At 68.2% G+C, this 25,426-nt stretch carries 17 protein-coding genes; 8 read left to right on the top strand and 9 right to left on the bottom strand.

The window, feature by feature from the left end; translation table 11 throughout:
* Window positions 1-73: 73 nt before the first annotated feature.
* The 5 genes from sitI6 (JQX13_RS02160) to JQX13_RS02140 form a co-directional block, all read right to left on the bottom strand.
* Window positions 74-787, bottom strand: coding sequence for a SitI6 family double-CXXCG motif immunity protein (sitI6, locus tag JQX13_RS02160; RefSeq protein WP_203407427.1), 714 nt, complete (start codon window positions 785-787; stop codon window positions 74-76).
* A gap of 19 nt (window positions 788-806) precedes the next feature.
* Window positions 807-1,493, bottom strand: a complete 687-nt coding sequence (sitA6, locus tag JQX13_RS02155) for a SitA6 family polymorphic toxin lipoprotein (RefSeq protein WP_430384240.1) — start codon at window positions 1,491-1,493, stop codon at window positions 807-809.
* 175 nt (window positions 1,494-1,668) lie between these two features.
* Window positions 1,669-2,382 carry a SitI6 family double-CXXCG motif immunity protein gene (gene sitI6, locus JQX13_RS02150; protein WP_203407426.1) on the bottom strand — a complete coding sequence of 238 codons (714 nt, stop codon included), beginning with the start codon at window positions 2,380-2,382 and terminating at the stop codon, window positions 1,669-1,671.
* A gap of 25 nt (window positions 2,383-2,407) precedes the next feature.
* Window positions 2,408-3,094: a SitA6 family polymorphic toxin lipoprotein gene (gene sitA6 / locus JQX13_RS02145; protein WP_430384145.1), complete on the bottom strand. Its 687-nt coding sequence runs from the start codon at window positions 3,092-3,094 to the stop codon at window positions 2,408-2,410.
* Between the two features lie 53 nt (window positions 3,095-3,147).
* On the bottom strand, window positions 3,148-4,503 hold the full coding sequence (locus JQX13_RS02140) for an alanine/glycine:cation symporter family protein (RefSeq protein ID WP_203407425.1): 1,356 nt from the start codon (window positions 4,501-4,503) through the stop codon (window positions 3,148-3,150).
* A 61-nt stretch (window positions 4,504-4,564) separates the two neighbouring features.
* Here JQX13_RS02140 and JQX13_RS02135 point away from each other — a divergent pair, with 61 nt between their 5' ends.
* The 7 genes from JQX13_RS02135 (at window position 4,565) to JQX13_RS02105 (ending at window position 17,280) form a co-directional block, all read left to right on the top strand.
* Entirely contained in the window at window positions 4,565-5,848 is a 1,284-nt protein-coding gene (locus JQX13_RS02135; protein ID WP_203407424.1) for a M14 family metallopeptidase, read from the top strand.
* A gap of 128 nt (window positions 5,849-5,976) precedes the next feature.
* Window positions 5,977-9,159, top strand: a complete 3,183-nt coding sequence (locus JQX13_RS02130) for a TonB-dependent receptor (RefSeq protein WP_203411837.1) — start codon at window positions 5,977-5,979, stop codon at window positions 9,157-9,159.
* An 18-nt stretch (window positions 9,160-9,177) separates the two neighbouring features.
* On the top strand, window positions 9,178-9,963 hold the full coding sequence (locus JQX13_RS02125; RefSeq protein ID WP_203407423.1) for a hypothetical protein: 786 nt from the start codon (window positions 9,178-9,180) through the stop codon (window positions 9,961-9,963).
* A gap of 75 nt (window positions 9,964-10,038) precedes the next feature.
* A complete protein-coding gene (locus tag JQX13_RS02120) occupies window positions 10,039-12,348 on the top strand; it encodes a Tex family protein (protein WP_203407422.1) in 2,310 nt (769 codons plus the stop codon).
* Window positions 12,349-12,495: 147 nt separating this feature from the next.
* On the top strand, window positions 12,496-14,637 hold the full coding sequence (locus JQX13_RS02115; RefSeq protein WP_203407421.1) for a PAS domain-containing sensor histidine kinase: 2,142 nt from the start codon (window positions 12,496-12,498) through the stop codon (window positions 14,635-14,637).
* Between the two features lie 29 nt (window positions 14,638-14,666).
* The gene (locus JQX13_RS02110) at window positions 14,667-16,235 is read left to right on the top strand and encodes a hybrid sensor histidine kinase/response regulator (RefSeq protein WP_203407420.1); all 1,569 of its coding nucleotides are present in this window, start codon (window positions 14,667-14,669) and stop codon (window positions 16,233-16,235) included.
* Between the two features lie 46 nt (window positions 16,236-16,281).
* On the top strand, window positions 16,282-17,280 hold the full coding sequence (locus JQX13_RS02105; protein WP_203407419.1) for an aldo/keto reductase family protein: 999 nt from the start codon (window positions 16,282-16,284) through the stop codon (window positions 17,278-17,280).
* A gap of 89 nt (window positions 17,281-17,369) precedes the next feature.
* Here JQX13_RS02105 and JQX13_RS02100 read toward each other — a convergent pair whose 3' ends face one another.
* Window positions 17,370-18,497 (bottom strand): hypothetical protein, encoded by a 1,128-nt coding sequence (locus JQX13_RS02100; protein WP_203407418.1) that lies wholly within the window; start codon window positions 18,495-18,497, stop codon window positions 17,370-17,372.
* A complete protein-coding gene (locus JQX13_RS02095) occupies window positions 18,494-20,323 on the bottom strand; it encodes an HSP90 family protein (protein ID WP_203407417.1) in 1,830 nt (609 codons plus the stop codon). The genes JQX13_RS02100 and JQX13_RS02095 overlap by 4 nt, the downstream gene beginning before the upstream one ends.
* A 260-nt stretch (window positions 20,324-20,583) precedes the next feature.
* Here JQX13_RS02095 and JQX13_RS02090 point away from each other — a divergent pair, with 260 nt between their 5' ends.
* A complete protein-coding gene (locus tag JQX13_RS02090) occupies window positions 20,584-21,993 on the top strand; it encodes a TerB family tellurite resistance protein (RefSeq protein WP_203407416.1) in 1,410 nt (469 codons plus the stop codon).
* Window positions 21,994-22,424: 431 nt separating this feature from the next.
* Here JQX13_RS02090 and JQX13_RS02080 read toward each other — a convergent pair whose 3' ends face one another.
* Window positions 22,425-24,614, bottom strand: coding sequence for a sensor histidine kinase (locus JQX13_RS02080; RefSeq protein WP_203411836.1), 2,190 nt, complete (start codon window positions 24,612-24,614; stop codon window positions 22,425-22,427).
* A 278-nt stretch (window positions 24,615-24,892) separates the two neighbouring features.
* Window positions 24,893-25,108, bottom strand: a complete 216-nt coding sequence (locus tag JQX13_RS02075) for a hypothetical protein (protein WP_203407415.1) — start codon at window positions 25,106-25,108, stop codon at window positions 24,893-24,895.
* Between the last annotated feature and the right edge of the window lie 318 nt (window positions 25,109-25,426).

Here is a 25,426-nt window from a genome sequence, read left to right as displayed (position 1 = left end):
GAGGTCGTGCCCCCAGACGAGCCGATAGTGGTGCCGCGAGCGAAGGCGGCGACCACACCGGCGTCGAGCGGGCTTACCTCGCCGGCAGGGGGTGGAAGACAACGCCATCCAATCCCAGACGACGGCATGCGTCGACGAAGCGTTCGGTGCAAATGACTTCGGTGGAGAAGTCCTCCAGGCGGAACAGATCCAGGTGGCTGGGAAGTGTGGTGGCGTCCAGTAGGAGCTTATCGGGCAGGGAGAGTCCGTCGCGGCCACAGCGGTGACAGACCGGTTGGCGTTTCGAGGGCAGACAATCCGGGTGTGCGCGGCCCACGGGAAGGAGCTCCATCTCGAGCAGCTCGGGCGATGCACGCTGACGGAAGCGCAGCTCGGTGCGGCATCCCTTGAGTCCTTGCAGGCCTTCGGCCTGGAGCTTTTCCAGCGCCTCACGCTGCATCAGCAGGACCCAGGGAACGGGAGAGACGAGCTGCCCGAATCGGCCCTGGGCCCTGCCCACGATCGGGCCAAATCCCGCTCCAGGCACGAGCACGGCTCCGGGAGGCAGCAGGGGACGTACCAATTCACACAACCTTTCATACTCGTCCGCGGGCTCGGGCCGGGCTTTTTCGAAGTTGGCCAGGGATGCCACTGGAGTCAGGTCCACCGAGGGGTAATCCTTGGCGAGAGCACTCCATGTAGCCTTACATGTAGGGCAGATGATGCCCGGAAGCATCCACCTGTGGGAGCCATCGACATAGCCCGTGTAACCCGCGGCCCTGTCTTCCTCAATTCTGAAATAGCGCATGCGGGGACTTCTTGCCTTTTCAGTCGCAGTGATAGGGGACGAGCGAGCCATTCATGTAGAACCGGCTCATGAGTTCGAACGCAAACCGCCAGATGTCTTCTTGGGTAGCGGTCGTGTTGTTCTGCTTCGCGAACTGTCGCCAGGCTTCATTCCATTGGCCCCCTTTGGGGCCGCCGCTGTGCAGCCAGGCGTGGAAGCTCTTGGGGAGCCGCATGGTGAATGCATGAATGTTGATGCCCTTGCTTGCGAACCATTTGGCCAGGAATTCCTCCTGCGGAAAGATGTGATGTTTTTCGAAAGGTTCTCGAGAGGGGAGACACGGGGGGCGCAGAGCCCTGGGTGCATACTGGCCGCGGATGTTCCAGTTGTGCCAGGGGATTTCGAAGACGGGTTCCGTTCCTACAGGTGCCACCAATGGGCGTCCCCACCAGCGGGTGCGATTGCCCGGAGGGCGGAGGGTCAGGGTCCCCTTCGCCAGCACCACGGGGTGGGAGTCCACCTCCACCACGTCCTGGCAGCGCCAGATGGCGCACCGCTCCCCCTCGCACAGTGGCACCACGCAGCTCGGGTCCGCACGGGCCTCCTCCCAGGAGGACACGGCACCCAGAGCTTCGCCATCTTCGTGTACGGAGGGCGCGGAGGTGACACACGCGCCGAGCAGCACGCCGAGGAGGAGCAGCCACTTCATGGGAATCCGCGGGCTCATGCCGCCCACGTTACTCCCTGCCCCCTTCGCGCCTCACCGCTTCAATTCCACCGAGGGGGGGCGGGTCCGTGTGAGGACGTTGGTCTGGGCGTTGAGATGGGCGAGGGCACCAGCGGTGCGAGCGCCACTGCGCGCGAGACCGCTCAGGCAGGGGGAAACCGTTCCGCCTATCGGCTTACCTCGCCGGCAGGGGGTGGAAGACGACGCCATCCAATCCTAGACGACGGCAGGCGTCGACGAAGCGTTCGGTGCAGATGATGACGGAGGAGTAGTCCTCCAGGCGGAACAGGTCCAGGTGACTGGGAAGCGTGGTGGCGTCCAGCATGAGGTCATCCGGCAGGGGAGTGCTGTTGCGACCGCAACGAGGACAGGCCGGTTTGCGGTTCGTGGGGAGACAGTCCGGGTGCAGGCAGCCCACGGGGAGGAGCTCCAAATCGAGGAGTTCGGGCGAGTTGCGCTGCCGGAAGCGTAGGACTGTGGGGCAGCCCTTGAGACCGCGCACTCCCTCCGCCTGGAGCTTTTCGAGCGCCTCGCGCCGCACCAATAGCCACCAGGGGTCGGGAGACACGAGCGGACCAAAGAAGCCTTGTGCCCTGCCCACGAAGGAGCCAAAGGTTGCGCCGGGTTCCAGCACTGCCCCTGGAGGGAGCAGAGGACGTACCAGCTCACTCAGCCTTTCATACTCGTCGAGGGGCTCGGCCCGGGCTTTCTCGAAGTCCGCCAGGAATGCCACCGGGGTCAGATCCACCGAGGGGTACGCCTTGGAACCGGCACTCCACGTTGCTTTGCAAGCAGGGCAGATGATGCCCGGAAGCCCCCACTTGTAGGAGCCATCGATGTACCCAGTGTAATCCGAGCCTCTATCGCCCTTGATTCTGAAGTAGCGCATGCGTGTGGGGTCCGCGCCTCGTTTCTCATTCACAATAATAAGGGACGAGAGGTCCGTTCACTCCGAATCTGTTCATGAGTTCGAATGCGAATCGCCAGATATCCTCCGCAGTGGCGATATCACGGTTCTGGGTCATGAACTGTCGCCAGGCTTCATTCCATTGGCCTCCTTCGGGTCCGCCACTGTGCAGCCAGGCGTGGAATCTCTTGGGCAGACGGATGGTGAAAGCATGAATGTCGATATTCCTGCTTGCGAACCACTTGGCCAGGCGTTGCTGTTGCGGAAAGATGTGATGTTTTTCGAAAGGTTCTCGAGAGGGGAGACACGGGGGGCGCAGAGCCCTGGGTGCATACTGGCCGCGGATGTTCCAGTTGTGCCAGGGGATTTCGAAGACGGGTTCCGTACCGACAGGCGCGGCCAGAGGGCGTCCCCACCAGCGGGTGGGATTGCCCGGAGGGCGGAGAGTCAGGGTCCCCTTCGCCAGCACCACGGGGTGGGAGTCCACCTCCACCACGTCCTGGCAGCGCCAGATGACGCACCGCTCCCCCTCGCACAGTGGCACCACGCAGCTCGGGTCCGCACGGGCCTCCTCCCAGGAGGACACGGCACCCAGAGCTTCGCCATCTTCGTGTACGGCGGGCGCGGAGGTGACACACGCGCCGAGCAGCATGCCGAGGAGGAGCAGCCACTTCATGGGAATCCGCGGGCTCATGCCGCCCACGTTACTCCCTGCCCCCTTCGCGCCTCACCGCTTTCAATACCCACTCAGGCCACGGGCGCGGTGGCTTCCTCCTGCTTCGGCCTGGGCTGGCGCAGCATCGACGCCGCCACGCCGCTCAACCCAATCAGGCCCACGAGGTTGGGGAACACCTGCAAGCCATTCATCAGGTCGCCCCAGGCCCAGATGGTTTCCACCTTGCCCATGGCACCGAAGACCACCAGGCCGCAGTACAGCCAACGGTAGGGCAGGGTGACGCGCAGCCCAAAGGCATACTCGAGGAACTGCTCGCCGTAGTACGCCCAGCCGATCAGCGTCGTGTAGCCAAACAGGAAGGCGCAGAACGCGACGATCCACCCTCCCACCGTGGGCATCGCCGTGTTGAAGGCCTGGGCCACCACCGCCGTGCTCGTGAGCCCGGATGTCCACGCGCCACTCGTGAGAATCACCAGCGCGCTCATGGTCGACGTGACGCACGAGACGATGAACACCTCCATCACCGCCTGGAGCCCCTGCCGCACCGGCGCATCCGTGCGCGCCGTGCCATACGCCACCGCCGCCGTGCCGTACCCGGCCTCGTTGGCGTAGATGCCTCGGGCAATCCCGTAGCGCATGGCGGCCATCATCCCCACTCCGGCGGCGCCTCCTCCGGCCGCCTCCAGGGAGAACGCCTCGCGGAAGATGAGCGCGAACACCGCGGGCAGCTGCGCCGCGTGGGTGAGGATGACGACGAGCCCTCCGGCCAGGTAGAGCCCCACCTTCAGGGGCGCGAGGCGCTCCGCCGCGCGGCCGATGCTCTTCACGCCACCGATGACCACCAGCCACGTGAGCACCGCGATGGCCACGCCCGAGGCCAGCGGGGGAATCGAGAACTGGCTCTGCAGCACCACCGCCATGGAGTTCGGCTGGGTGAAGGGCGTCGTCGTGAGCGCCGCCACGCCGGCGATGACCGCGTAGAGCCAGGCCAGCTTCGGCGAGCCCAGCCCGTCCTTCAGGTAGTGCATCGGACCCGCGGAGAGCCGCTCCCCCTGCACCTTGCGGTACTGGATGCCCAGCACGGCCTCGCAGAACTTGATGGCCGTGGCGAAGAAGCCATACACCCAGATCCAGAACAGCGCCCCCGGCCCGCCGCTCACGATGGCCGTGGCCACTCCCGCGATGTTGCCCGTGCCAATCGACGCGGCGAGCGCCGTCATGAACGCCTGGAAGGGGCTCAGCGTGCCGGCGCCGCTCGCCTGGGCTGGCACCATCGCTCGCAGTCCCTCCCGGAAGCGCGCTACCTGAACGAATCGCAGCCGGATCGTCAGGAACACTCCAGTTCCCAACAAGAGGGCCATGGTCCAGGGACCCCAGACGAAGTTGCTGGCGACATCGATCGCGTTGCGAATGGGTTCAGGCAGCATGTGCCCGGCATAATCTCCCATCCGCGCAGCCAGGGCACCCACCGGAACAGAGAGGATCTTCGTGACCGCCCCCGCCTCACCTCGCGAGCTCTTCGACCTCTGGGCCGAGGTCCGTCTCCAGGGCCTCCCTCCGCCCGCGCTCGTCCGCCATCTCCACGTGGAGGCCCGGCTCCGGCACTTCCAGGCGTCGGCGCCGGAGCTGTTCCAGGTGGAGGAGGTGGGGCGCTCCGTGGAGGGCCGCTCGCTCAACCTCATCCGCTTCGGCTCCGGCCCCCGGCACGTCCTGCTCTGGTCCCAGATGCACGGGGACGAGCCCACCGCCACCACGGCGCTGCTCGACCTCCTCGAGTACGTCCGCCGCCATCGCGAGCACCCCCGGGTCGCCCGGCTGCTCTCCGCGCTCACCCTGCACGCCCTGCCCCTGCTCAACCCCGACGGCGCCGAGCGCTTCCAGCGACGCAACGCGCAGGGCATCGACATCAACCGGGACGCGCTGGCGCTCCAGACCCCCGAGGGCCGTACGCTCAAGGCGCTCCGGGACCGGCTCCAACCGTGGCTCGGCTTCAACCTCCACAACCAGGGCTGGCGGACGGCGGTGGGCGGCACCGGCAGGCCCGCCTCCATCTCGCTGCTCGCTCCGCCCTTCGACGCGTCGCGTGGCGACAACCCGGGGCGGGTGCTCGCCAAGAAGGTATGCGCCGTCATCCGCGATGCGCTCGAGCCGCTCGCGCCCGGGCAGATCGGCCGCTACGACGACTCCTTCGAGACCCGGGCCTTCGGCGACAACCTGGTGCGCTGGGGCACCCCCACCGTGCTCATCGAGACCGGCCCGTGGTCCGCGCCCGAGTCCGACGAGCCGCTGCTCCGGCTCAACTTCGTGGCCCTGGTGTCCGCCCTGGAGGCGCTCGCGAGCGGGGCGGTGGAGCACGCGGACCTCGAGCGCTACGAGTCCATCCCCCTCAACGACAGCAAGGGCCTGCTGCACCTCGTCATCCGGGGGGCCCACGTCTTCGGTGAGGCGGGCGAGGCCTTCGTCGCGGACATCGGCATCGCCGCGACCCAGGCGGTGCGTACTCGTGAGGGCACACCCTCCGTGGTACTCGCCGGCTCCATCGAGGAACTGGGCGACCTGCGCGTCCACGGGGCCGTGGAGGAGGTGGACGGAGCCGGACTCACCGTTGTGCCGCTCCCTCCCGAAGGCGTGAAGGAAGGGGACGTGTTGCCCTTGCCGTCCCGGAGTGGACGCACACTGGGTGTGGGCCTGCCCGCGGAGCTGATGCTGCTGCGGCCGGAGGGGGCTGCCGGGGAGTACCGGGTGGAGCGAATCGTCCGTTACGCGCGCTGATTCTCGGCTTCGGCGAAAGTGGGGCTAAGGTGTGGCCCTCTTCACAGGAGGGGGTCAGTCCTTTGTCTTCGCTCGTTCAACTCGCGCGCGCGGGGTGTGTCCTGTTGTTGCTGTCGGGCACCAGCGCGATGGCCCAGGGTTCCGCGGTCATCATCGGTAGGATCATCAATTCGGCGGACAAGAAACCGCTGTCGGACGCGGTGGTGACGGCCACCTCTCCGAGCCTTCAAGGCGAGCAGGTGGTGCTCTCCGATGCCAGCGGTCAGTACCGCATTCCCCAGCTCCCGCCGGGCCTCTACACCCTCCGGGTGGATACCGAGGGCTTCCGCCCCTATGTGCGCTCGGACATCCAGCTGCGCCTGGACCGCACCATCCGCGTCAACGTGGAGCTGCTGCCGGAGGCGGGGCTGAGCGAGGAGGTGATCGTCACGGCCACCCCTCCGACGGTGGACGTGGGCTCGAGCGCCTCGGGCCTGAGCGTCGACGCCAGCATGCTCAGGAACCTCGCGTTGAACCGTCCGGGCTCGAAGGGCTCGGCGTCGCGCTCCTTCGAGTCCCTGGCCGAGCTGGCGCCCGGCGCGCAGGAGGACAACTTCGGGGTGAGCATCAACGGCGGCACCTCGCCGGAGAACCAGTTCGTGGTGGATGGCCTGTCGGTGAATGACCCGGCGGTGGGCACCATTGGCACGCCGCTCTCGGTGGAGTTCGTGAAGGAGGTCAACGTCATCACCGGTGGCTACATGCCCGAGTACGGCCGCTCCACGGGTGGCGTGATGAACGTGGTGACCAAGTCCGGCTCCAACGAGTTCCACGGCTCCTTCTTCGGCAACGTCGCGCCGGGAGCCCTGCAGTCGGCGGGCCCGGTGATCCAACAGGCGGGGAGCGTCATCTCCGCGCGGGGCACGCCGTGGAACCAGGGGGACTTCGGCTTCGAGCTGGGTGGCCCCATCGTGAAGGACAAGCTCTGGTTCTTCGCTGGCGTGGCGCCCTCGTTCAATCGCATCCAGGTGTCGCGTCAGCTCAGCACCCTGGACATCTGCACGCAGGTGGACGAGGCGAACGGCTGCGCCAAGGTGGGCGAGGCACGCAAGGATCCGGTCACGGGCTATCAGGTCGCCACTCCCATCGACGGTACCCGGGTGGACCGCTTCGCGGACGAGCGCACCGTCCAATACATCGGCAAGCTCACCTACCTCTTCAACCCGGACCACAACCTGTCGCTGACGGTGTACGGCACGCCGACCTGGTCGGGCGGGGCGGGCCGGTATTCCTTCAGCCGCGATGGTGCTCCCGAGGTGTGCAGCGGGCTGTCCTGCACCGCGTACGTCCAGGGTTCCTATGAGGCCATCGCCACCCGGCGCACGGGCGGCGCGCTGGACATCGTGGCCAAGCAGTCCTCCTCCTTCCTCAACAAGTCGCTGCTCATCGACGCGACGCTCGGCTGGCACCACCAGGACGCCTCCATCCTCCCGTCGGATGGCTCGGGGCTCTCCAGCGGGCAGGGGCTCTCCTCGCGGTCCAACATCGCGTGGCGGCGCACGCGCAGTGTGCGGAACAACGGGACGACGGCGCGAGACTGGCACAGCATCACCGAGTTCGAGCAGCTCCCGGATCCCTCCGTCTGTGACTCTCCCGCGGAGCTGCCCGCGGGGGTGTATGCGACCCGGTGCCCCGTCTCCTCGTACGCGTCGGGAGGGCCGGGCACCATCAGCATCTCGGAGCTGGACCGCTACCAGGGCAAGGTGCTCGGCACGTACCTGCTCGAGGCGCTCGGCCACCACGTCATCAAGGCCGGCGTCGACGCGGAGGGCGCGAGCTTCTACAACAACCGCGCGCGCACCGGTCTGGCGCCCTGGCAGGAGTGCGCGAGTGGCTCGTGCTTCTTCACGCTCAACCAGTACGGCTACCTCGACGGACCGGACTCCATCGTGCCGCTGCCGAGCAAGGAGCGGACGTCCACCTCGCTGACGGTGGGCGGCTTCGTCCAGGACAGCTGGGCCATCCTCGACAAGGTGACGGTCAACCTGGGCGTGCGCTACGACGCGCAGACCATCTGGGGCGACGACGGCCAGGTGGGCCTGAGCCTGCCCAACCAGTGGTCGCCCCGTGTCGGCGTCATCTATGACTTCACCCAGCAGGGCCGCTCGAAGCTCTTCGTCAACTTCGCCCGCTTCTACGAGAACGTCCCGCTCGATCTGGCCGATCTGTCCTTCCCCCAGCAGCAATTGCTGTCGGCCACCTACAACGCGCCCGCCTGTGATCCGAGGGATCCCAACGACCTCGCGCCCGGTGGGGACTGCAACGTGGACAGCAACCGCCAGGTCATCGGCGGCACGGAGAGCCCCAACCAGTACTGGAACGCCGAGGGCGGTGATCGCGTGCCGGTGGATCCGAAGATCCGCGCCCAGTCCAGCGACGAGCTCGTCGTGGGTGGCGAGTACGAGCTGGGGCTCGGCCGCCTGGGCGTCTCGTACACGAAGCGCTACCTCAACGACGTCATCGAGGACATGAGCCGCGACGACGGCAGCACCTTCTTCCTGGGCAATCCGGGCAAGGGCTCCTCCTCGGACTTCCCGCTGGCCCGCCGCGACTACGACGCGGTGAACGTCTACTACACCAAGAGCTTCTCGGACGGCTGGCTGGCGCAGCTCAGCTACACGTGGTCCTCGCTGCGCGGCAACTACTCGGGCCTCTTCCGCGCGGACACCAATCAGCTCTCGCCCAACCTGACGCGCGACTTCGACCTGCTGTCGCTCACCGTCAACCGCGACGGCCCGCTGCCGGGTGACCGCACGCATGCCTTCAAGGCCTTCGGCGCCAAGGAGTTCCGGCTGAGCCGGGACCTGAGCCTCGACATCGGCGGTGGCTACCGTGCCCGCTCGGGCTCGCCGCTCAACTACCTGGGCTACCACCCCCGGCGCAGCGGCTCGGAGACGTTCATCCTGCCGCGAGGCAGCGCGGGCCGGATGCCCTGGGTCCACAACGTCGACGGGCACGTGGGCGTCAGTCAGCGGCTCTCCGGCGACTACACGCTCAGCATCTCCATGGACGTCTTCAACGTCTTCAACTTCCAGCAGGTGACGGCCGTGGACCAGACCTTCACCACCACCCGCGTCCACGCCATCGAGGTGGATGGCAAGCCGGCGGACGTCGAGAGCTGCCGGACGGATGAGCCCAGCTCCAGCTGCCGCGTCCTGGCCACCAGCACCAACACGGCCATCACCAACGCGGACATCAACCCCAACTTCAAGAAGCCGATCGCGTATCAGGCGCCCCGCTCCATCCGCTTCGGCGTCAAGCTGAGCTTCTAGGCACCCGGGAGAGACACCATGAATCTTCGACTGATGGGATTGGGTACGGGTGGGGTGGTGCTCGCCGCCACCCTGGGCGCCTGCGGCTCCGTCCAGCAGGACGCGCAGTGCGTGGTGGCTCGCGCCGTGTCGGACGGCTCCACCGGCTCGTTCGCGGCCACCTACACGTTGAAGCCGGGGCAGGACGCGACGGCCTCGTGCTCCCAGCACAAGCCGGGCAAGGTGGGCCTGCAGAAGTACTTCAGCCAGGACCCCAATGCGAAGGACACGGTGGCCATCCGCACCGAGCCCGTGGGCACGCTGATGGCCGACTCCGATGTCGTGTTGGATCCGGATGCGCCGAGCCAGCCGAACTCCGTGGGCGAGTTGACGACGGACGCTCCGGGCCCGGACAACTTCTGCGAGGTGCCCACGCTCACGCCGACGCGGCTGGTGGCGCGGACTCCCGCCCTGGACCTCACCTATGCGTGGTCCAACCTGCGCATCTACAACACGCCCGACGTCCCGGGGACGCAGTTCGTCGCGGACCTGCGCTACACCGAGAACGACTGCACCGCCGAGTACACGGTGAAGGGCATCTGGCCGGTGGTGAGCTGCTGGAAGGAAGTCGAGCTCGATACCGATGCCGATGGGGATGGCAAGAAGGACAAGGTGAAGGTGCCGGATGAGCCGAAGTGCGACCCGGACCCGGATCCGGAGAATGGCCGCCTGCGCGGCTCGGGCATCAACCCCAGCTTCCCGGTGAAGTGCGACCCGGACGCCCTCATCTGCGTGCTCACCGGTGAGGTGCCCTCCGTCCCGTAGTCCCCGGCCGGGTCCCCTGGCGGCCGTCCGGGGGACTCGCCATTTTGTGTGGGATGGTGTAGGGTTTGTGTCGCCATGCACGCCTACGCCGTCGAGCTGTCGAAGGAACTGGGCCTCAAGCCCGAGCAGGTGGATCGGACCCTGGCGCTGAGCGCCGAAGGAGCGACCGTCCCCTTCATCGCCCGTTATCGCAAGGAGGCCACGGGTGGCCTCGACGAGGTCCAGATTCAAACCATCCTGGACCGTGCCGCCGAGCGCGAGGAGCTGGACGCGCGCCGGGAGACGATCCTCCGCAGCATCGAGGGGCAGGGGAAGCTCACCCCCGAGCTGGCCCAGGCGCTCAAGCGCGCGAAGACGCGCACCGAGCTGGAAGACCTCTACCTCCCGTACAAGCCCAAGCGCCGCACGCGCGCGGCCATTGCCCGGGAGCGGGGCCTGGAGCCGCTCGCGGACCTGCTGTGGAAGCAGGAGCCGGGAAAGAGGGACGACGTGGCCGCCAAGGCGCGCGCGTTCGTCAAACCGGACAAGGACGTGCCGGACCTGGAGACGGCGCTCGCCGGAGCGCGTGACATCTGTGCCGAGCGCGTGGCCGAGGACGCGGGCCTGCGCCGTGGCGCTCGCGAGCTGTGCGTCCAGAAGGGCCGCCTGCGCTCGGCCGTCGTCTCCGCGAAGAAGGGCGAGGCCACCAAGTTCGACAACTACGCCGACCACGAGGAGGACCTGTCCAAGGCACCCTCGCACCGCATCCTCGCGCTGCTGCGTGGCGAGGCCGAGGAGGTGCTGCGCATCCAGCTGGCCCTCCCGGATGACGAGGTGAAGAGCACGCTGGCCTCCCGCGTCGTCACGAAGCCCCAGTCCCCGTTCGCCCCGGAGCTGCGCGCCGCGGTGGAGGACTCGTGGGACCGGCTCATGGGCCCGTCGCTGGAGTCCGAGCTGCGCAACGAGCTCAAGGAGCGCGCGGACCGCGAGGCCATCGTCGTCTTCGGGCAGAACCTGCGCCACCTGCTGCTCACCGCGCCCGCGGGGAGCCGGCCCGTGCTCGCGTTGGATCCAGGCCTGCGCACCGGCATCAAGGCCGCCATGCTGGATGGCACCGGCAAGGTGGTGGACACCGCCACGCTCTACACCGAGAAGAGCGGGAGCGAGCGCGCCGCGGCGGCGAAGCAGTGCGGCGCCATCATCCTCAAGCACAAGCCCGAGCTCATCGCCGTGGGCAACGGCACGGGCAGCCGCGAGGCGGAGACCTTCGTGCGCGAGGTGCTCAAGACGCTCGGCTCCCAGGTGCCCGTGGTGTCCGTGAGCGAGCAGGGCGCCTCCATCTACTCGGCCTCCGAGGTGGCCCGTGACGAGTTCCCCGACCTGGACGTGTCGCTGCGCGGCGCCGTGTCCATCGGCCGCCGGCTGCAGGATCCGCTCGCCGAGCTGGTGAAGATCGACCCCAAGAGCATCGGCGTGGGCCAGTACCAGCACGACGTGGACCAGGGCCTGCTCAAGAAGAAGCTGGGCGAGGTGGTGGACTCGTGCGTCAACGCCGTGGGCGTGGACGTGAACACCGCGTCACCGCAGCTGCTGGAGCACGTGTCCGGCATCGGCCCCACGCTGGCGAAGAAGATCGTCTCCCACCGCGCGGCGAAGGGCCGCTTCACCACGCGCCGGGAGATCCTCAAGGTGAGCGGGCTGGGCCCGAAGACGTTCGAGCAGGCCGCCGGCTTCCTGCGCGTCCACGGCCCCGAGCCCCTCGACGCGAGCGCCGTGCACCCCGAGCGCTACGAGGTCGTCGAGCGCATGGCGAAGGACCTGGGCGTCAACGTGAAGGAGCTGGTGGGCAACGCCGCGCTGGTGCGGAAGATCGACCCCAAGCGCTACCTGGGGCCGGACCTGGGCGAGATGACGCTCGAGGACATCCTCGCCGAGCTGGAGAAGCCCAGCCGCGACCCACGTGGCGACTTCACCGCGCCCGCGTACCGCGAGGACCTGCAGAAGCTGGAGGACGTGAAGGAGGGGATGGTGCTGCAGGGGGTCGTCACCAACGTGACCGCCTTCGGGGCCTTCGTCGACGTGGGCGTGCACCAGGACGGGCTCGTCCACGTGTCCCAGCTCTCCACCCGCTTCATCAAGGACCCCTCCGAGGCCGTGAAGGTGGGGGACCGGCTGACGGTGAAGGTGCTGAGCGTGGACCTGGCGCGGAAGCGGCTCGCCCTGTCCGTGCGCGCCCTCACCGAGGGCACCTCGGCGTCGTCCGCTGGCGCTCCGCGCTCCTCGGGGAGCCCGGCGCGCGGACCATCGCGTCCGCCTGAAGGCAAGCAGGCGAGCAACAAGGCGCCTGCTCAGCAGAAGCCCTCGGCCGAGCCCTTCAACAACCCCTTCAGGAATCTCAAGCGCTGAGAGCACGCGTTCGAGGACGCCGGAAAGATTCAGCCGGCGTCCTTGTCGCTCTCCGTCGCGTGGCCCTGGACGGGCCTGGGCCTGTATATTCAAGCCTCCCAGGCATTTCAGGGGTGCCATGCGACGACTGTTGCCACGGGTGTTCGCGTGAACATCCTCCGGAGCTTCCAAGGCAAGCTCCTCCTCTTCTTCCTGCTCATCGACGTGGCGCTGGTCGGGTTCCTGATCGCCACGGTGTCCAGTGGCGCGCGCGAGGCGCTCGAGACGGCGAGCCGCGAGCATCTGCGGGAGCTGGCGCGCTTCGCCTCGCACGACATCGACGAGCAGCTCCAGCTGCGATGGGCCCTGGCGCAGTCGCTCGCCTCCAACCCGTTCATGACCCACGGTGTCATCAACGCGTTGGGCCGGGGCGATCCGCTCGCGCCCCTCATGCGGCGGCTGAGTCTGCCGGGGCAGCAGGGGAGGGACGCGGACCTCTGGCTGTTGGATGCCAGGGGGAACGTCATCGCCCGGAATGGTCCGGGTCCGAGCGTGGGCTCCTTCGCGGACGCGCCCTGGTGGTCGAAGCTCCGCGGCGGGGTGCCCCAGGCATGGGTCGTCTCGGAGGAGGGCCTGTCGCGCGTGTTCTTCGCCTTCCCCCTGCTCTCCCCTCAGGACGCGGAAGGGGTCCTGGTCGCGGGCTTCGATCTCTCGTTCGTGCGGGGAGGTGCCGCGCGTCAGGGGCTCGAGGTGGTGCTGTTGGACGACGACAAGCCGCTGGCCGGGACGCTGCCCGAGCAGGTGATTGGCGAGCTGCGCTCCCTGGACTCCAAGCCCGGGCAGCGGAACACGGCCCTCATCGACGGGATGTTCTACCTGCTCGTGCCGGTGGAGGGCTTCGCGCGGGAGCATGGCTTCGGTTGGTCCCTGGTCCTCTCCGTGCCGGCGGAGCGCATCTCCGGCCCGGTGGAGGCGTTGCGCCAGCGGGTGAGCCAGGTGGGCGCGGGGGCGGTGGTCCTGGTGGCGCTGCTGGTCGCCTGGCGCACCCGGCTGCTCCTGCGTCCGCTCCATCAGCTGCGGGTCTCCATGCGTCGCATCATCGACGGGGGAGACCTGGGCGAGCGCGTCCAGGTCCAATCGCGGGACGAGCTGGGCGCCATCGCGGGCACCTTCAACCTGATGCTCGAGCGGCTCGCGCACCGCACCGCGGAGCTGGAGCGCTCGCGCGACCACCTCTCGCTGCTGGCGCAGATCACCTCCAGCTCACCCAACGCCATCGTCATGTTGGGGAGGGAGGGGTGGACGCTCGTGTGGAACGAGGCGGCGGAGAGGCTCTTCGGATGGCCGCGGCTGGAGATGCTGGGCGTCTCCTTCCTGGAGCGGGTGGTGCCCGGGGATGCGCGTGAGCGTTTCTCCGCGCTGCTCGCCCGCGCCGACGAGGGCAATCCCGTGGAGGCCGAGCTCTCCCTGCTCACCTGGCAGTCGGGCACCATCCCCGTGCAGCTCACCGTGTCGCGCATCCTCGACGCGGTGGGGCAGGTGCAGGGGCACGTCTGCATCGCGAGGGATCTGCGCGAGGTCAAGCGGCTGCGCGAGTCGCTGGTGCATTCGGAGAAGATGGCGGCGGTGGGCACGCTCGTGGCCGGGTTGTCGCACGAGCTCAACAACCCGCTCGGCATCATCCTCGGCTTCGCGCAGGGCCTGTTGAGGAGGCCCTCCCTGGACGATGCGTCGCGCAAGGGGCTGCTGACCATCGAGAGTCAGACCCAGCGCTGTGCCCGGCTGGTGCGAACGCTGCTGGACTTCTCGCGCAAGAGTGGACCGGCGCGCGAGCGCGTCGATGTGGCGTCGATGCTCGAGCGCGTGCTCGAGCTGGCCAGTGGGCAGGCGCGGCGCGGGCAGGTGCGGCTGGAGATCGTCGAGCTCCCGAACGGCCTGCCCGGGGTGGAGGCCAACGTCCCGGAGATGGAGTCCGCGTTGCTGAACCTGGTGGGCAACGCGCTGGATGCGACGCCTCCGGGGGGCACGGTGTCCGTCGGGGCGCGCGTCACTCCGGCGCGTGACGGGGTCGAGCTGTTCGTGGCGGACACGGGGAGCGGCATCCCTCCGGATGTGCTCCAGCGCATCTTCGATCCCTTCTTCACCACCAAGCCCGTCGGACAGGGGACGGGTCTGGGGCTGTCCATCACGCGTAGCATCATCGAGTCTCATGGCGGTCGCATCGACGTGGAGACGGCCGCCGGCGCCGGAACCACGATGCGGTTGTGGTTCCCGGTGGCGCCGGTACTCCCCAAGGAGGCCTCCGTATGAATCCGTGCACTCCCCCCCGGAGTCCCCCCATGCCTGAGCAGATCCTCGTCGTGGACGATGAGCGGGACATGCGCCTGCTCCTCCGGTATCAGCTGGAGCAGGAGGGGTACGCCGTCACCGAGGCCTCCGACGGCAGGGCCGCCCTGAAGCTGCTGCGTGAGTGCTCACCCGGCCTGGTCATCACCGATGTGCGGATGCCCTTCATGGGCGGGCTCGAGCTGCTGCGCGAGGTGAAGCAGCTGCTGCCGGCCACCGAGGTCATCGTCGCCACCGGGTACGCGGAGATCGAAACGGCCATCGAGTGCATGCGGGCCGGTGCGTTCGACCTCATCCGCAAGCCGTTCGACATCCATGAGATGTACTCGTGCGTGGCGCGCGCGCTCGATCGCTACCGGCTCAACGCCTCGGCGGACCTGGTGCGGGTCAGCCAGTCCTTCTTCGCGACGAACGAGTTCGATCGCCTGCCCCAGGCCATCGTGGAGGGGAGCCAGGGAATCATGGCGGCGGACGCGGTGGCGCTCCTGATGCCGGACGTGCAGGGCCGGCTCGCGGTGGCGCACGCGATCGGCCTGGCCTCCGAGGTGGAGGGACCGCTGCTGTGCGCGCTCGGCGAGCGGCTGATCCAGGCGCTGCCCTCGGATCGCACGGCGGCCCTGGTGGTGCCGGGCCTCGAGGATCCACGACTCGGCTCCATCCGGGCCCTGGGGCCGGAGACCTCGCTCATCCTGCAGCCCCTGCTCGTAGGGGAGCGGCTGCTCGGGGTGATGGGCCTGCTGCGCAGGGATCTGCCGCGCCTCTTCAGCAAGAAGGAGCTGGATCGGATGGCGGTGCTCGTGAGCCACGTGGTGCTCGCGCTGGAGAACGGGCGCCTGGCCTTCCAGCTCGCGGCCTCCGAGCGGTTGGCGACCCTGGGTCAGGTGGCGGCGGGTATCGGACATGAGATCAACAACCCGTCGGCCTACGTCCTGAGCAACCTCGGCTTCATCCGGGAGCAGGTGCTGGCGCTGCGCCAGGGGGCCCAGGTGGACCTCGCGGAGCTGGAGCAGGCCGTGTTGGATGCACGCGAGGGCGCCCTGCGCATCAGCGACATCGTCCGGGACATGCGCTCGCTGGCGCGGACGGACGACGAGGCCGGGGGCTGGTTCGACCTCAACGAGGCCATCCGCTCGGCGCTGCGCATCGCCCGCATCGAGACGACGCGGCGGGCCATCGTGCAGGCCGATCTCCTGGATGGGCTCGAGGTGAGGGGGAGCCCGGGGCCCGTCTCCCAGGTCTTCGTCAACCTGCTCGTCAACGCGGCGCAGGCGCTCGATGGATGGAAGGGCTCGCGCAAGGAGATCCGCGTCATCACCCGGCGAGAGGAGGGGCGGGCCGTCATCGAGGTGAGCGACACGGGGCCGGGCATCCCGCCCGAGCTGTTGCCCCGGCTCTTCCAGCCCTTCTTCACCACGAAGGGGGCGACGGGCACGGGGCTGGGGCTCTCCATCAGCCGGAACATCGTGCGCCGCTTCGGGGGCGACATCGAGGTGAGCAGCATTCCGGGAGACGGGACTGTGTTCACCGTTTCATTGCCGACCCGTTCACTGGCGGAGGGCTGACGAGTTCCGGTGGTGCCATGGGACGTCGCGGGTTAAGTCTCCGCGCATGAACTTCCGACATCTTGGCAAGAGCGGGCTCATGGTCAGCGAACTCTCCTATGGGAACTGGCTGACGCACGGTTCCCAGGTCGAGGAGGAGGCGGCGCTCGCCTGTGTCCGCGCCGCGCTCGAGGAGGGCATCACCTCCTTCGACACCGCCGACGTGTACGCCGGCACGCGCGCCGAGGAGGTGCTGGGCCGGGCGCTCCAGGGGCAGCGCCGCGAGGGCCTGGAGATCTTCACCAAGGTGTACTGGCCGACGGGCCCGGGGCCGAATGACCGGGGCCTGTCGCGCAAGCACATCCTGGAGTCCATCAACGGCTCGCTGCGGCGGCTGAAGACGGACTACGTGGACCTGTACCAGGCGCACCGCTACGACTACGAGACGCCGCTCGAGGAGACGATGCAGGCCTTCGCGGACGTGGTCCGCCAGGGCAAGGCGCTCTACATCGGCGTGTCGGAGTGGACGGCGGAGCAGATCCGCGCGGGCGTGACGTTGGCGAGGCAGCTGGGCATCCAGCTCGTCTCGAACCAGCCGCAGTACTCGATGTTGTGGCGGGTCATCGAGGGGCAGGTGGTGCCGACCTCGCAGGAACTGGGCGTGGGACAGATCGTCTATTCGCCCATCGCGCAGGGGGTGCTGACGGGCAAATACAAGCCGGGCCAGAAGCCGCCGGAGGGAAGCCGAGCGACGGACGACAAGGGAGGCTCGCGCTTCGTCCAGCGCTTCCTGAGGGATGACCTCCTCGACCGGGTACAGCGGTTGAAGCCGGTGGCGGACGAGGTGGGGCTGTCGCTGGCGCAGCTGGCGGTGGCGTGGGTGCTGCAGAACCCGAACGTCTCCTCGGCGATCATCGGAGCTTCGAGGCCGGAGCAGGTCAAGGAGAACGTGAAGGCGGCGGGAGTGAAGCTGAGTGGGGACGTGATGAGCCGGATCGACGAGATCCTGGGCCCCATCGTGGAGCGCGACCCGAAGAGGACGGAGAGCCCCGCGAAGAGACCCTGACTCCCTCTCCCCCTGGGAGAGGGTCGGGGTGAGGGTATGTCTCCCCAATCAGAACCCGTGGCCCAGAAGAGGGACCCCGGGTTCCACCCCTAAAGGGAAGGCGCGGCGATGGGGAAGGGGACGACCTCGTCGTTGAGACGGCGAGCGCGTGCCAGCAGCTTGTGGAAGCGGTTCGTCCCGTTACGCGCATCGAACTTCGCGGCGATGCCCTCCGCCTGTGACGCGAGCCAGCCGCGCAGCGCCCGCGTCTCATACGAGCCCTCGGGCGAGTACAAAGGAAAGGTGCGAGGCAGGGAAAGCGCCACCCGCTCCCGTCCTTCCGCCAGCACCCGCTCCATGAAGGCGAGCGCGGCCGAGAGGAAGGTGAAGCGGTCCCGATGGCTCGCGTGCTCGAGCGCCCACCCCAGATGTCGCTCGAAGAGCTTCAGTCCCCACTCGACGTTGACCGTCAGGGTGAGGAACTCCAGGTGCTCACCCACGGTGGCGAGGAACTCCCGGTTGCGCTGCACGAGCGCATAGCCGCGCAGGTGGCTGTCCCGAGCCTGCTCCAGCCGTCCCAACTTGAAGAGCGGGTAGAGCACGCTGCCGAGCGTCAGGTGGGGCACCTCCGCGCACGTGCTGCGCCCCTCGAGCAGGGGCCGCGCCTTGTGCAGCACCACGTCGTATTCACCCTGGTCGATGTGGTGGTCCAGCTCGTCGTCCAGCTCACAGGCCCGGCAGTCCGTGAGGTGATCTCGCGGCGTCTCCACCCACCGGGCCCACAGCGACCCGGCCAGAGCATCGTCGCCCATGTCCCGAGCGGCCTGGTAGCGCAGCTTGAGCAGGGCCCGCTGTCCGGCCCCGGCCTTCGCGAAGCACTGCTCCACGTCGTCCAGCGCGCCTTCTATCTGCTTGCGGCTGATGTGGGGGAACTCGTCCAGCCGGCCCACCACCCACTTCTGCTTCCACAGGAGCTGCTCCGGCGAGAAACGCTCCGGATCGCGCTGCTGCTGACCCCGGCACCACGCGAAGGCCACCAGGGCCCGGTCCGGGAAGCCGCCGAAGGTGGCCGCGTCGATGAGCGCGTCCCGCACCTCGAAGGCGAGTGGCACGTCCCCGTGTGCGTCCGCCAGCCGCGCCGCTTCCTCCAGGGCCATCACCTTGGCCTCGCCCGGCTCCAGCCGCTCCGCCCGCCCGAGCAAGGTCTTCACCTGCTCGCGCCAGTCCTGCTCCCTCAATGTACGCCCCCTGTGCCTTCGTCCTCGTCCAGGCGTGCCTCGATGAGGCCGAGCAGCCCCCGGTTGAGCAGCGCCATCTCTCGCGCGTTCAGCGGCCGGTGTCCCAGCAGCAACGCCTGCACGTACAGCATCTCCACGGACAGCTTGAGCTGCGCCACGTCCCGCACCCTCGCGAGCCGGCGCACCACCGGGTTGCGGAAGTTGAAGCAGAGCTGAGGCCGCTCCTCCTCGCGGGACTCGGCCAGCGCTCCCTCCAGCACCGAGGCGTACAGCTCGTCCGTCTCCTCGCGGGCGCGCTCCACGTCACGCCGGAAGGCCCCGTCGTCCACGTCTCCGTAGAGCGTGGGCACCTCGGCGGGGAGGAACTTCTTGAGCGTCACCTCGCAGCGGAACGGCTCCAGCGCCTCCTCCGCCACCTGGCGCAGCCGCTCCACCGTCTGGAGCTCCTCCGCCGTCAGCGCCTCGAAACCCTGGGGGAGCTGCGCCGCGGAGAAGAGCTCCACCTGGGCATCCGGCAGCACGCGAGGCAGCTTCTCCAGCAGGGCCGTGTCATGCGTATAGGCCGCGTTGATGATGCACAACCCCTGCGCCGCCGCCACGCGCGCCACCTGCCGGAAGGTATCCAGGCTGCTGACGTAGCGCACCGTGGGGGAGGCCTGGCGGTAGTGCCCCAGCGTCATCATCCCCGTCGTCGTCTCGAAGGGCAGCCAGTGGATGACGAGCCGGTAGAAGTCGTCGTCATCCAGCGCGAGCGCCTTCACGGACAGGCCGTGCAGGGCGATGAGCCGCTGCAGGTTGCGCGGGTCGCTGTGGGCCAGGTCCACCAGGTACTGGCGCAGCGACTGGCCGAGCGACTCGCGGGCGCGCGCCAGCGTGGCGTCCTCGTAGAAGGCCTCGCGGCTGGCGGTGGGGCGCAGGCCCTGGGCATTCACCACGCACCTGACGAAGAAGGCCCACTCCGGGAGCAGGTTCTCCGCGCTCTCGGACAGCAGCATGTCCTTGAGGTACACGCGGTGCTTCTGGCGCGCGTTGAAGTGGGGCGAGAAGGGCAGCACGAAGGCGATCCCCTCCACCTGGCCCGCCTCCGCGCGCAGCGGGATGCAGTCCACGAAGTCCATGCCGAACACCTCGCGCCCGTAGGCCAGCAGCGCCGAGCGGCGCTCCGCCACGCTCTCGTACGTGAGGCGCCAGGGGGGCGGGGCCGGGTTGAGGTGCTCGGTGTCGCCGTTCGCGGAGAGGTGGATGGGGAAGGGCAGCAGGCCGCCGTAGTGCACCGCGAGCTGCCGCACCCGCTCCGCGGTGAAGTACTCGGCGGCATCCGCCCGGGCGACGAGGAACACCTGGGTCCCCGGGTGCTCGAGCGGGTGCTCGGAGGGCCGCACGGCGTACGTGCCGTCATGCCGGCCCCGCCACTCCAGGGTGCGACCGTCTCCCCTGGCCGAGCGCGTCACCACCAGCAGCTCGTCGCACACCATGAAGCAGGACAGCAGGCCGATACCGAACTGGCCGATGAAGTCATTGCGGCGGGCCTCGAGCGTCTCGCGCTTGGAGCTCTCGCCGATGGTGGCCAGGAAGCGGTGCAGCTCCTCCTCCGTCAGCCCCACCCCGTCGTCGGTGAAGAGCAGGGTGGGCAGGCCACCGTCCTGCTTCTCGATGAGCTCCACCCGGACCGAGCCCCGGTGCGCGGGCTCCTGGTTCCGCCGGGCGCGGATGGCGTCCGTGGCGTTCTGCAGCAGCTCGCGCACGAACACGCCGGGCGTGCTGTAGAGGTGGTGGGAGAGGAGGTCGATGACCCCCCGGAGGTTGACCTGGAAGCGATGGTCCACGGGCGGAGCAGCCTATAGCGAATGGTTCGCGACCCGTACGACCTCACTGGTGACCTGTCCACCATGGCGCGTAGGGCCGCCGGATTTGCTTCTGGACGGCTGCTTGTCCGCCGGATATGCGGCCACGCGTCCGGAGACGGGCGGGACGCACGGTTTCGAACACCCCCATCGGCTCCTCGACAGGACGGCCGGTGGCGCCAGGGCGGTGAGTGGGGTATCTCCCGCACGCCGTTCGGCGCGGCATCCGGGGTGGACTTCCAATGGACCTAGGTAAGGCGGGTTGGCTCTCCTCGTTGCTCGAGGAGGCGGTCGCGGCCCATGCGCGCGCGCCCGGGCCCGTCGTGCCTCCGGGTCTCTCCGAATCCAGCTCCGGCCGTGCCCGTGCCCGCTCGTACCTGCGCCGGATGCTGCGCGCCAGCGGACTGCTCTACGGCACGCCCGCCGAGGGGGGCGCTCCTCAGGAGGGCATGTCCTCCGAGTCTCCGGGGACGGCTACGGGCGCTCCCGAGGAGGTGCTCTTCCGGGCCGTGGTGCGCACCTTCGCCCGCATGGCCCTGGACATCGCGTCCCTGGCCGGCACGCCCGCGGGCCCCCGCCGCGAGCAGCTCCTGCTCCTCTTCGCCGTCCTCACCGGCCAGCTCGACGAGGCCCAGGCCATCGAGGAGAAGGTGCAACGGCAGCACGAGGCGCCGCGGAAGTGGTGGGGGAGGGTAGAGGACGCGCTGGCGCGCCGTGCCATCTCGTTGTCGGGAGATCCGGCCTATGGGCTCGTCCTGCACAACGGTGCCCTCTACGCCGACGCGCACATGTTCGGCCGGCAGGCGCTCGACTACTTCGCCCGCGGTGGGTTGAACCGTGAGATGGCCCGGCGCCGCATCGACTTCGCCGCCCGGCAGAAGGCGCTGCTCGTGGAGGTGCTCACGGGCCTGGCCTGCGCGGACCGGCAACCGTCGTTCTCCGCGCGCCGCGCCATCCTCCGGCAGGTGGAGGACCTGGGACTGCCAGACACGCTCGAGGGCGAGCTGCGCGCCGCGGTGAAGCAGTCCTTCGAGCGTCGCCGCTCCCTGAGCGCGGCGGTGAAGGACGTGCGCAGCGTGGACCTGCGGCGCTTCATCCTGGAGCAGACGCTGCTGGCCTCTCTGGTGGATGGCCGGTGCTCGCGAGGCGAGCGCGCCTTCATCGAGCGGCTCGCCCGGGCGCTGCGGGTGCCCGAGAGCACGGTGCACCACCTGGAGCTGGAGGTGGCCGAGTTCTACGCGAAGAACCGCTCCGTGGTGGATGTCTTCACGGTGTCCTCGGCCGCGAACCTGTTGGGGGAGGACCTCGTGTCCAGCATGCAGGACACGCTGGAGCGCAACTTCTACCGGCTCATGCAGGAGGTCCGGGAGACGGGCGAGCTGTACCACCTGCTCACCAAGGCCGCGCGCAGGCAGCCGCTGACGGCCGAGGAGCGCCAGCGGATGCGGGCGCAATTGATTGACGTGGCCAAGGCGATTCCGGCGATTGCCATCTTCGCGGCGCCGGGAGGGATGCTGCTGTTGATCGCCCTGGCGAAAGTGTTGCCTTTCAATCTATTGCCGAGCTCCTTCCGGGATGAGCCCGCGCCCGTGACTCCCGAGGAAGAGGGCACGGGCGGTGGCGGCGAGCCTCCGGCGCGCAAGGCGGGCTGAGCTGCCCCGTCCGCGACGGCCGGTATCGTTCGCGTGACGCCCGTGAAACCGCGTGGTGTTTGTGATTTCACGTGACGTCCGTGAAAATACTTATCACTGGTGCTCGCGCTCGACGAGTGCAAGTTCTGAGCGCCAACACCCTCGGCTGAATGTCTGAGAACACCCGCTCCGGTCGCGGCGTCGTGACGGGGGCGGGTGCCGCCGCTGGCCATTGGGCTGTGAGGTTCGAAACGGCCAGCCACTTCGCACCCCCTCGTTTCCAAGGAGACCTGTCATGGCCAAGATCACCCTGAAGGGCAACCCGGTCGAGACCGAAGGCAACCGAGAGCGGCAAGGTCCTCCACGCCGAGCAGGTGCCGGAGATCGCCCAGGAGCCCAACTACGACGCGGCCCTCGCGAAGCTGTAGCCCCCTGCCGCGAGCTGGGGTTGATCAGGTCTTCCCCTGGACCGGGGCATAGGGGATTTCCAACGTGAAGGTGGCCCCGTGCCCGGGTCCGTTGCTGTGGACGGTCAGTGAGCCGCCCAGCTCCTGGGCCGCGAGGGCACTGGAGTGCAGACCGAAGCCATGCCCCTCGTCGCGGGTGGTGAAGCCGTATTGGAAGATACGGGTGAGCATCTCCGGTGCGATGCCCATGCCATTGTCATGCACCTGGATGCGGACATGGCCGGTGTCGGTGCGCTCCATCCGCAGGGAGAGCATCCGCTCGGCTGGAGACACCCCATCCAGGGCGTATTTGGCATTGCTGACCAGGTTGACGAGGATCATCAACGTCTTGTGTTTGTCGGTGAGAAGGGGGGGCAGGGCCGCCAGGTGGCGCACCACCTTCACCTGGTGGCGGGAGAGCCCGGCCGAGTTGATGCGCAGCGCGTCCTCCACCAGGTCGGCCAGTTGCACGGGTTCATGCAGCCGGGGCGTGCGCGCGTAGTTCTGCTGCACCTTGACGATGTCGCCCACGTGCTCGGTGTAGCGTCCCACATCCTCGAGCAGCGAGACGATCTCGCGTTGCTCGTCGAGCAGGTTCCGCCCCAGCTTGCCCAGGAATGGCAGGACGTGCTGGCCCCGCTCGTCCCGGGTGACGAAGCCCGTGAGGTCTTCCTGGTTCTCCCTCAGCAGGGTGGCCACGCGGCCCACGTGCTCCAGGCGCATCTCCTCCATGCGCTCCTTGGCGAGCTGCGCGGAGGTATAGACGCTGGTGAGCACGTTGCCCACGTTGTGCAGCACGTTGGTGGCGATCTCCGCCATGCCGGCGCGGCGGGCGGTCTGTACCAACTGCGTGTGGAGCTCCTTGAGCTCGCGGGTGCGCTCCTCGACGCGCTGCTCGAGGCCCTCGTTGGCCTGGCGCAGCTCCTCCTCGCGCCGTTGCACCTGATCGGCCATGAGCCGGAAGGCGTGAGCGAGCTGTCCCAGCTCGTCGCCCCGTGAGGTGTCCAGCTCGACGTGGAAATCACCGGAGGCCACCCGGTCGGTGGCTCGAGTGAAGGAGTGCAGCGGACGGGTGATCTGCTGCTGGAGCACCCAGTACAGGATGATCAGCTCGAGGAGGAGGGAACCGAGGCCGAGGAGCAGGACGATGCGTGCGGCCTGGAGGGCGGGCTGGGTCACCGTGGCTTCGGGGAGCACGGTCACGAAGTTCCAACCGGGCCCCTCCAGCCGGGCGGTGGCGAGGTACTCGCCGTGTTCGGGGAGCTCCAGCACGGTGTCGCCAGGCGGGTGTTTCTTCACCCGCTCGATGATGTCCCGGATGTGGGTCCTCTGCTCCGCGGAGCCGGGCCGTGCGGATGCTTCGTCGGGCTGCTTCGCGGTCTCCAGGACGTTGTAGATCCCCGCGGGGCCTTGCTCCGCCATCGAGGGATGAGCGATGAGCTGCCCATCGTCGCGGAAGATCACGTTGTATGCGGCGGGCAGGACATCGCTGAAGGTCCGGGCCTCCATCTCCTCGAGTGACACATCATGGCTGAGTGTCGCGACATGGTGGCCCTCCATGTCCAGCGGAGTGGAGACGGAGACCATCGCGCTCCTGGCCACCGGATCGAGGATGATCTGGCTCCAGGCCGTCTTCCTCGCCGGATTGTTCTTGGGAAGGCTGATGGAGAAGAAATCGAAGTCGGGGTTCCAGAAGTCCGGTTCGGCTTCCTGGGTCCAGGTGGGGTACTCGGGCCAGTAGATGACGAGCGGCCCCTCGGGCAGGGTGATGTACGTGTTCGCGAAACGGGTATGGAAGGCGGGTCCATACCAGGAGAGCACGTCGTACGCGGCGAGAATCCTCCGGCGCATGTCCGCGTCGGGGGTGACCCGCCGGGGAACGAAGACGCCCGGCATCTTCGTTCCATCGAAGCCCTCGGCGCGGTTGCGGACCGAGCCATCGGGCAGATGGGCGAACATCCGATCGAAGCGGGCGCCTACCTCCTCCTGCGTGAGCGACTGGATTCGTTCCTCCAGGGCCTTCTTCAGGAAGGTGTGGTTGTCCCTGGCCAGCAGGAAGATGGTCTGCTCCCGCTGGCTACGCTCCGTGACGTACCGCTCCAGATGGACGAGCGCTTCGTCGCGAAGGGTGTGGAGGATGTGGAGGTAACTCAGGAAGGTGGTCAGCGCGATGACCACCCCGATGCGCACACCCATGTGGATGAGCGTCGAACGGGCCAGGGGTGCACGGAGGGGGGCGGACGGCATTGAAGGACCGGGCGACCTGTGCTCGCTCACGGTAGGACCCTCCTGCCTGCTCCCATGAACGGGCTGGAGTGCATGCCGCGAGATGAATTGTAGGTCGGAGGGAAAAGTGAGCCGTTGCTAGAATAGCAACATTTCCACATTTCGGGCCATTTCGCACGGGACGAGAGTGGGCAAGGCACTTTTCAGCAGCGCGCCGGCCTCGCCCTTTCACGTGTGGCACGCGTACTTCACGCCTGGTACGGCGGGTACCGCACGCGGAGCGGCAAGCAGTCGTTGTCGATGCGCTCCCAGGTGTCCACGCCGATCCGGCGTTGGACGGCGCGCCGGGTGCCCACGACGAACGCGCGTCCGCCACCTCGGGTGTACACCGTGTCCGACCCGCGGTGTTGCTGCCGCCGCTCGTCCACGGGGGAGGTCAGGGCTCGTGCGGTGGTGGCGTTCATCACGATGTTCCGGCTCGGCGGGGGAACTCCGGTACCGCGGAACATTTCTGGAGCCGACGCAATCAATTGCGTGAGTTCTTGCGTTCGTGGGATGTTCAGCACATTCTGGTATTCCATGGATGGCATGGTTGGCGGGTAGTCGACAAGCATCGCATCCCCCGAGAAGAATGACCATGAGCAAGCTCGAGACGTGTTGCCTCGCAGTGGTTTCAATCGCTTTCAGCGCGTGCGGTCCCGCCCAGGAAGGAGTGGAGCCGGCCGGGAACGGAACCGGAGTCACGCAGACGGAGCTGACGACGAGGCGTATTCCAAACACGA

Origin of the sequence: Archangium violaceum (genome assembly GCF_016859125.1) — a bacterium.
Lineage (GTDB): Bacteria > Myxococcota > Myxococcia > Myxococcales > Myxococcaceae > Archangium > Archangium violaceum_A.
Note: the sequence above shows the minus strand (reverse complement) of the source record. Positions and strands in the feature narration are given on the sequence as shown.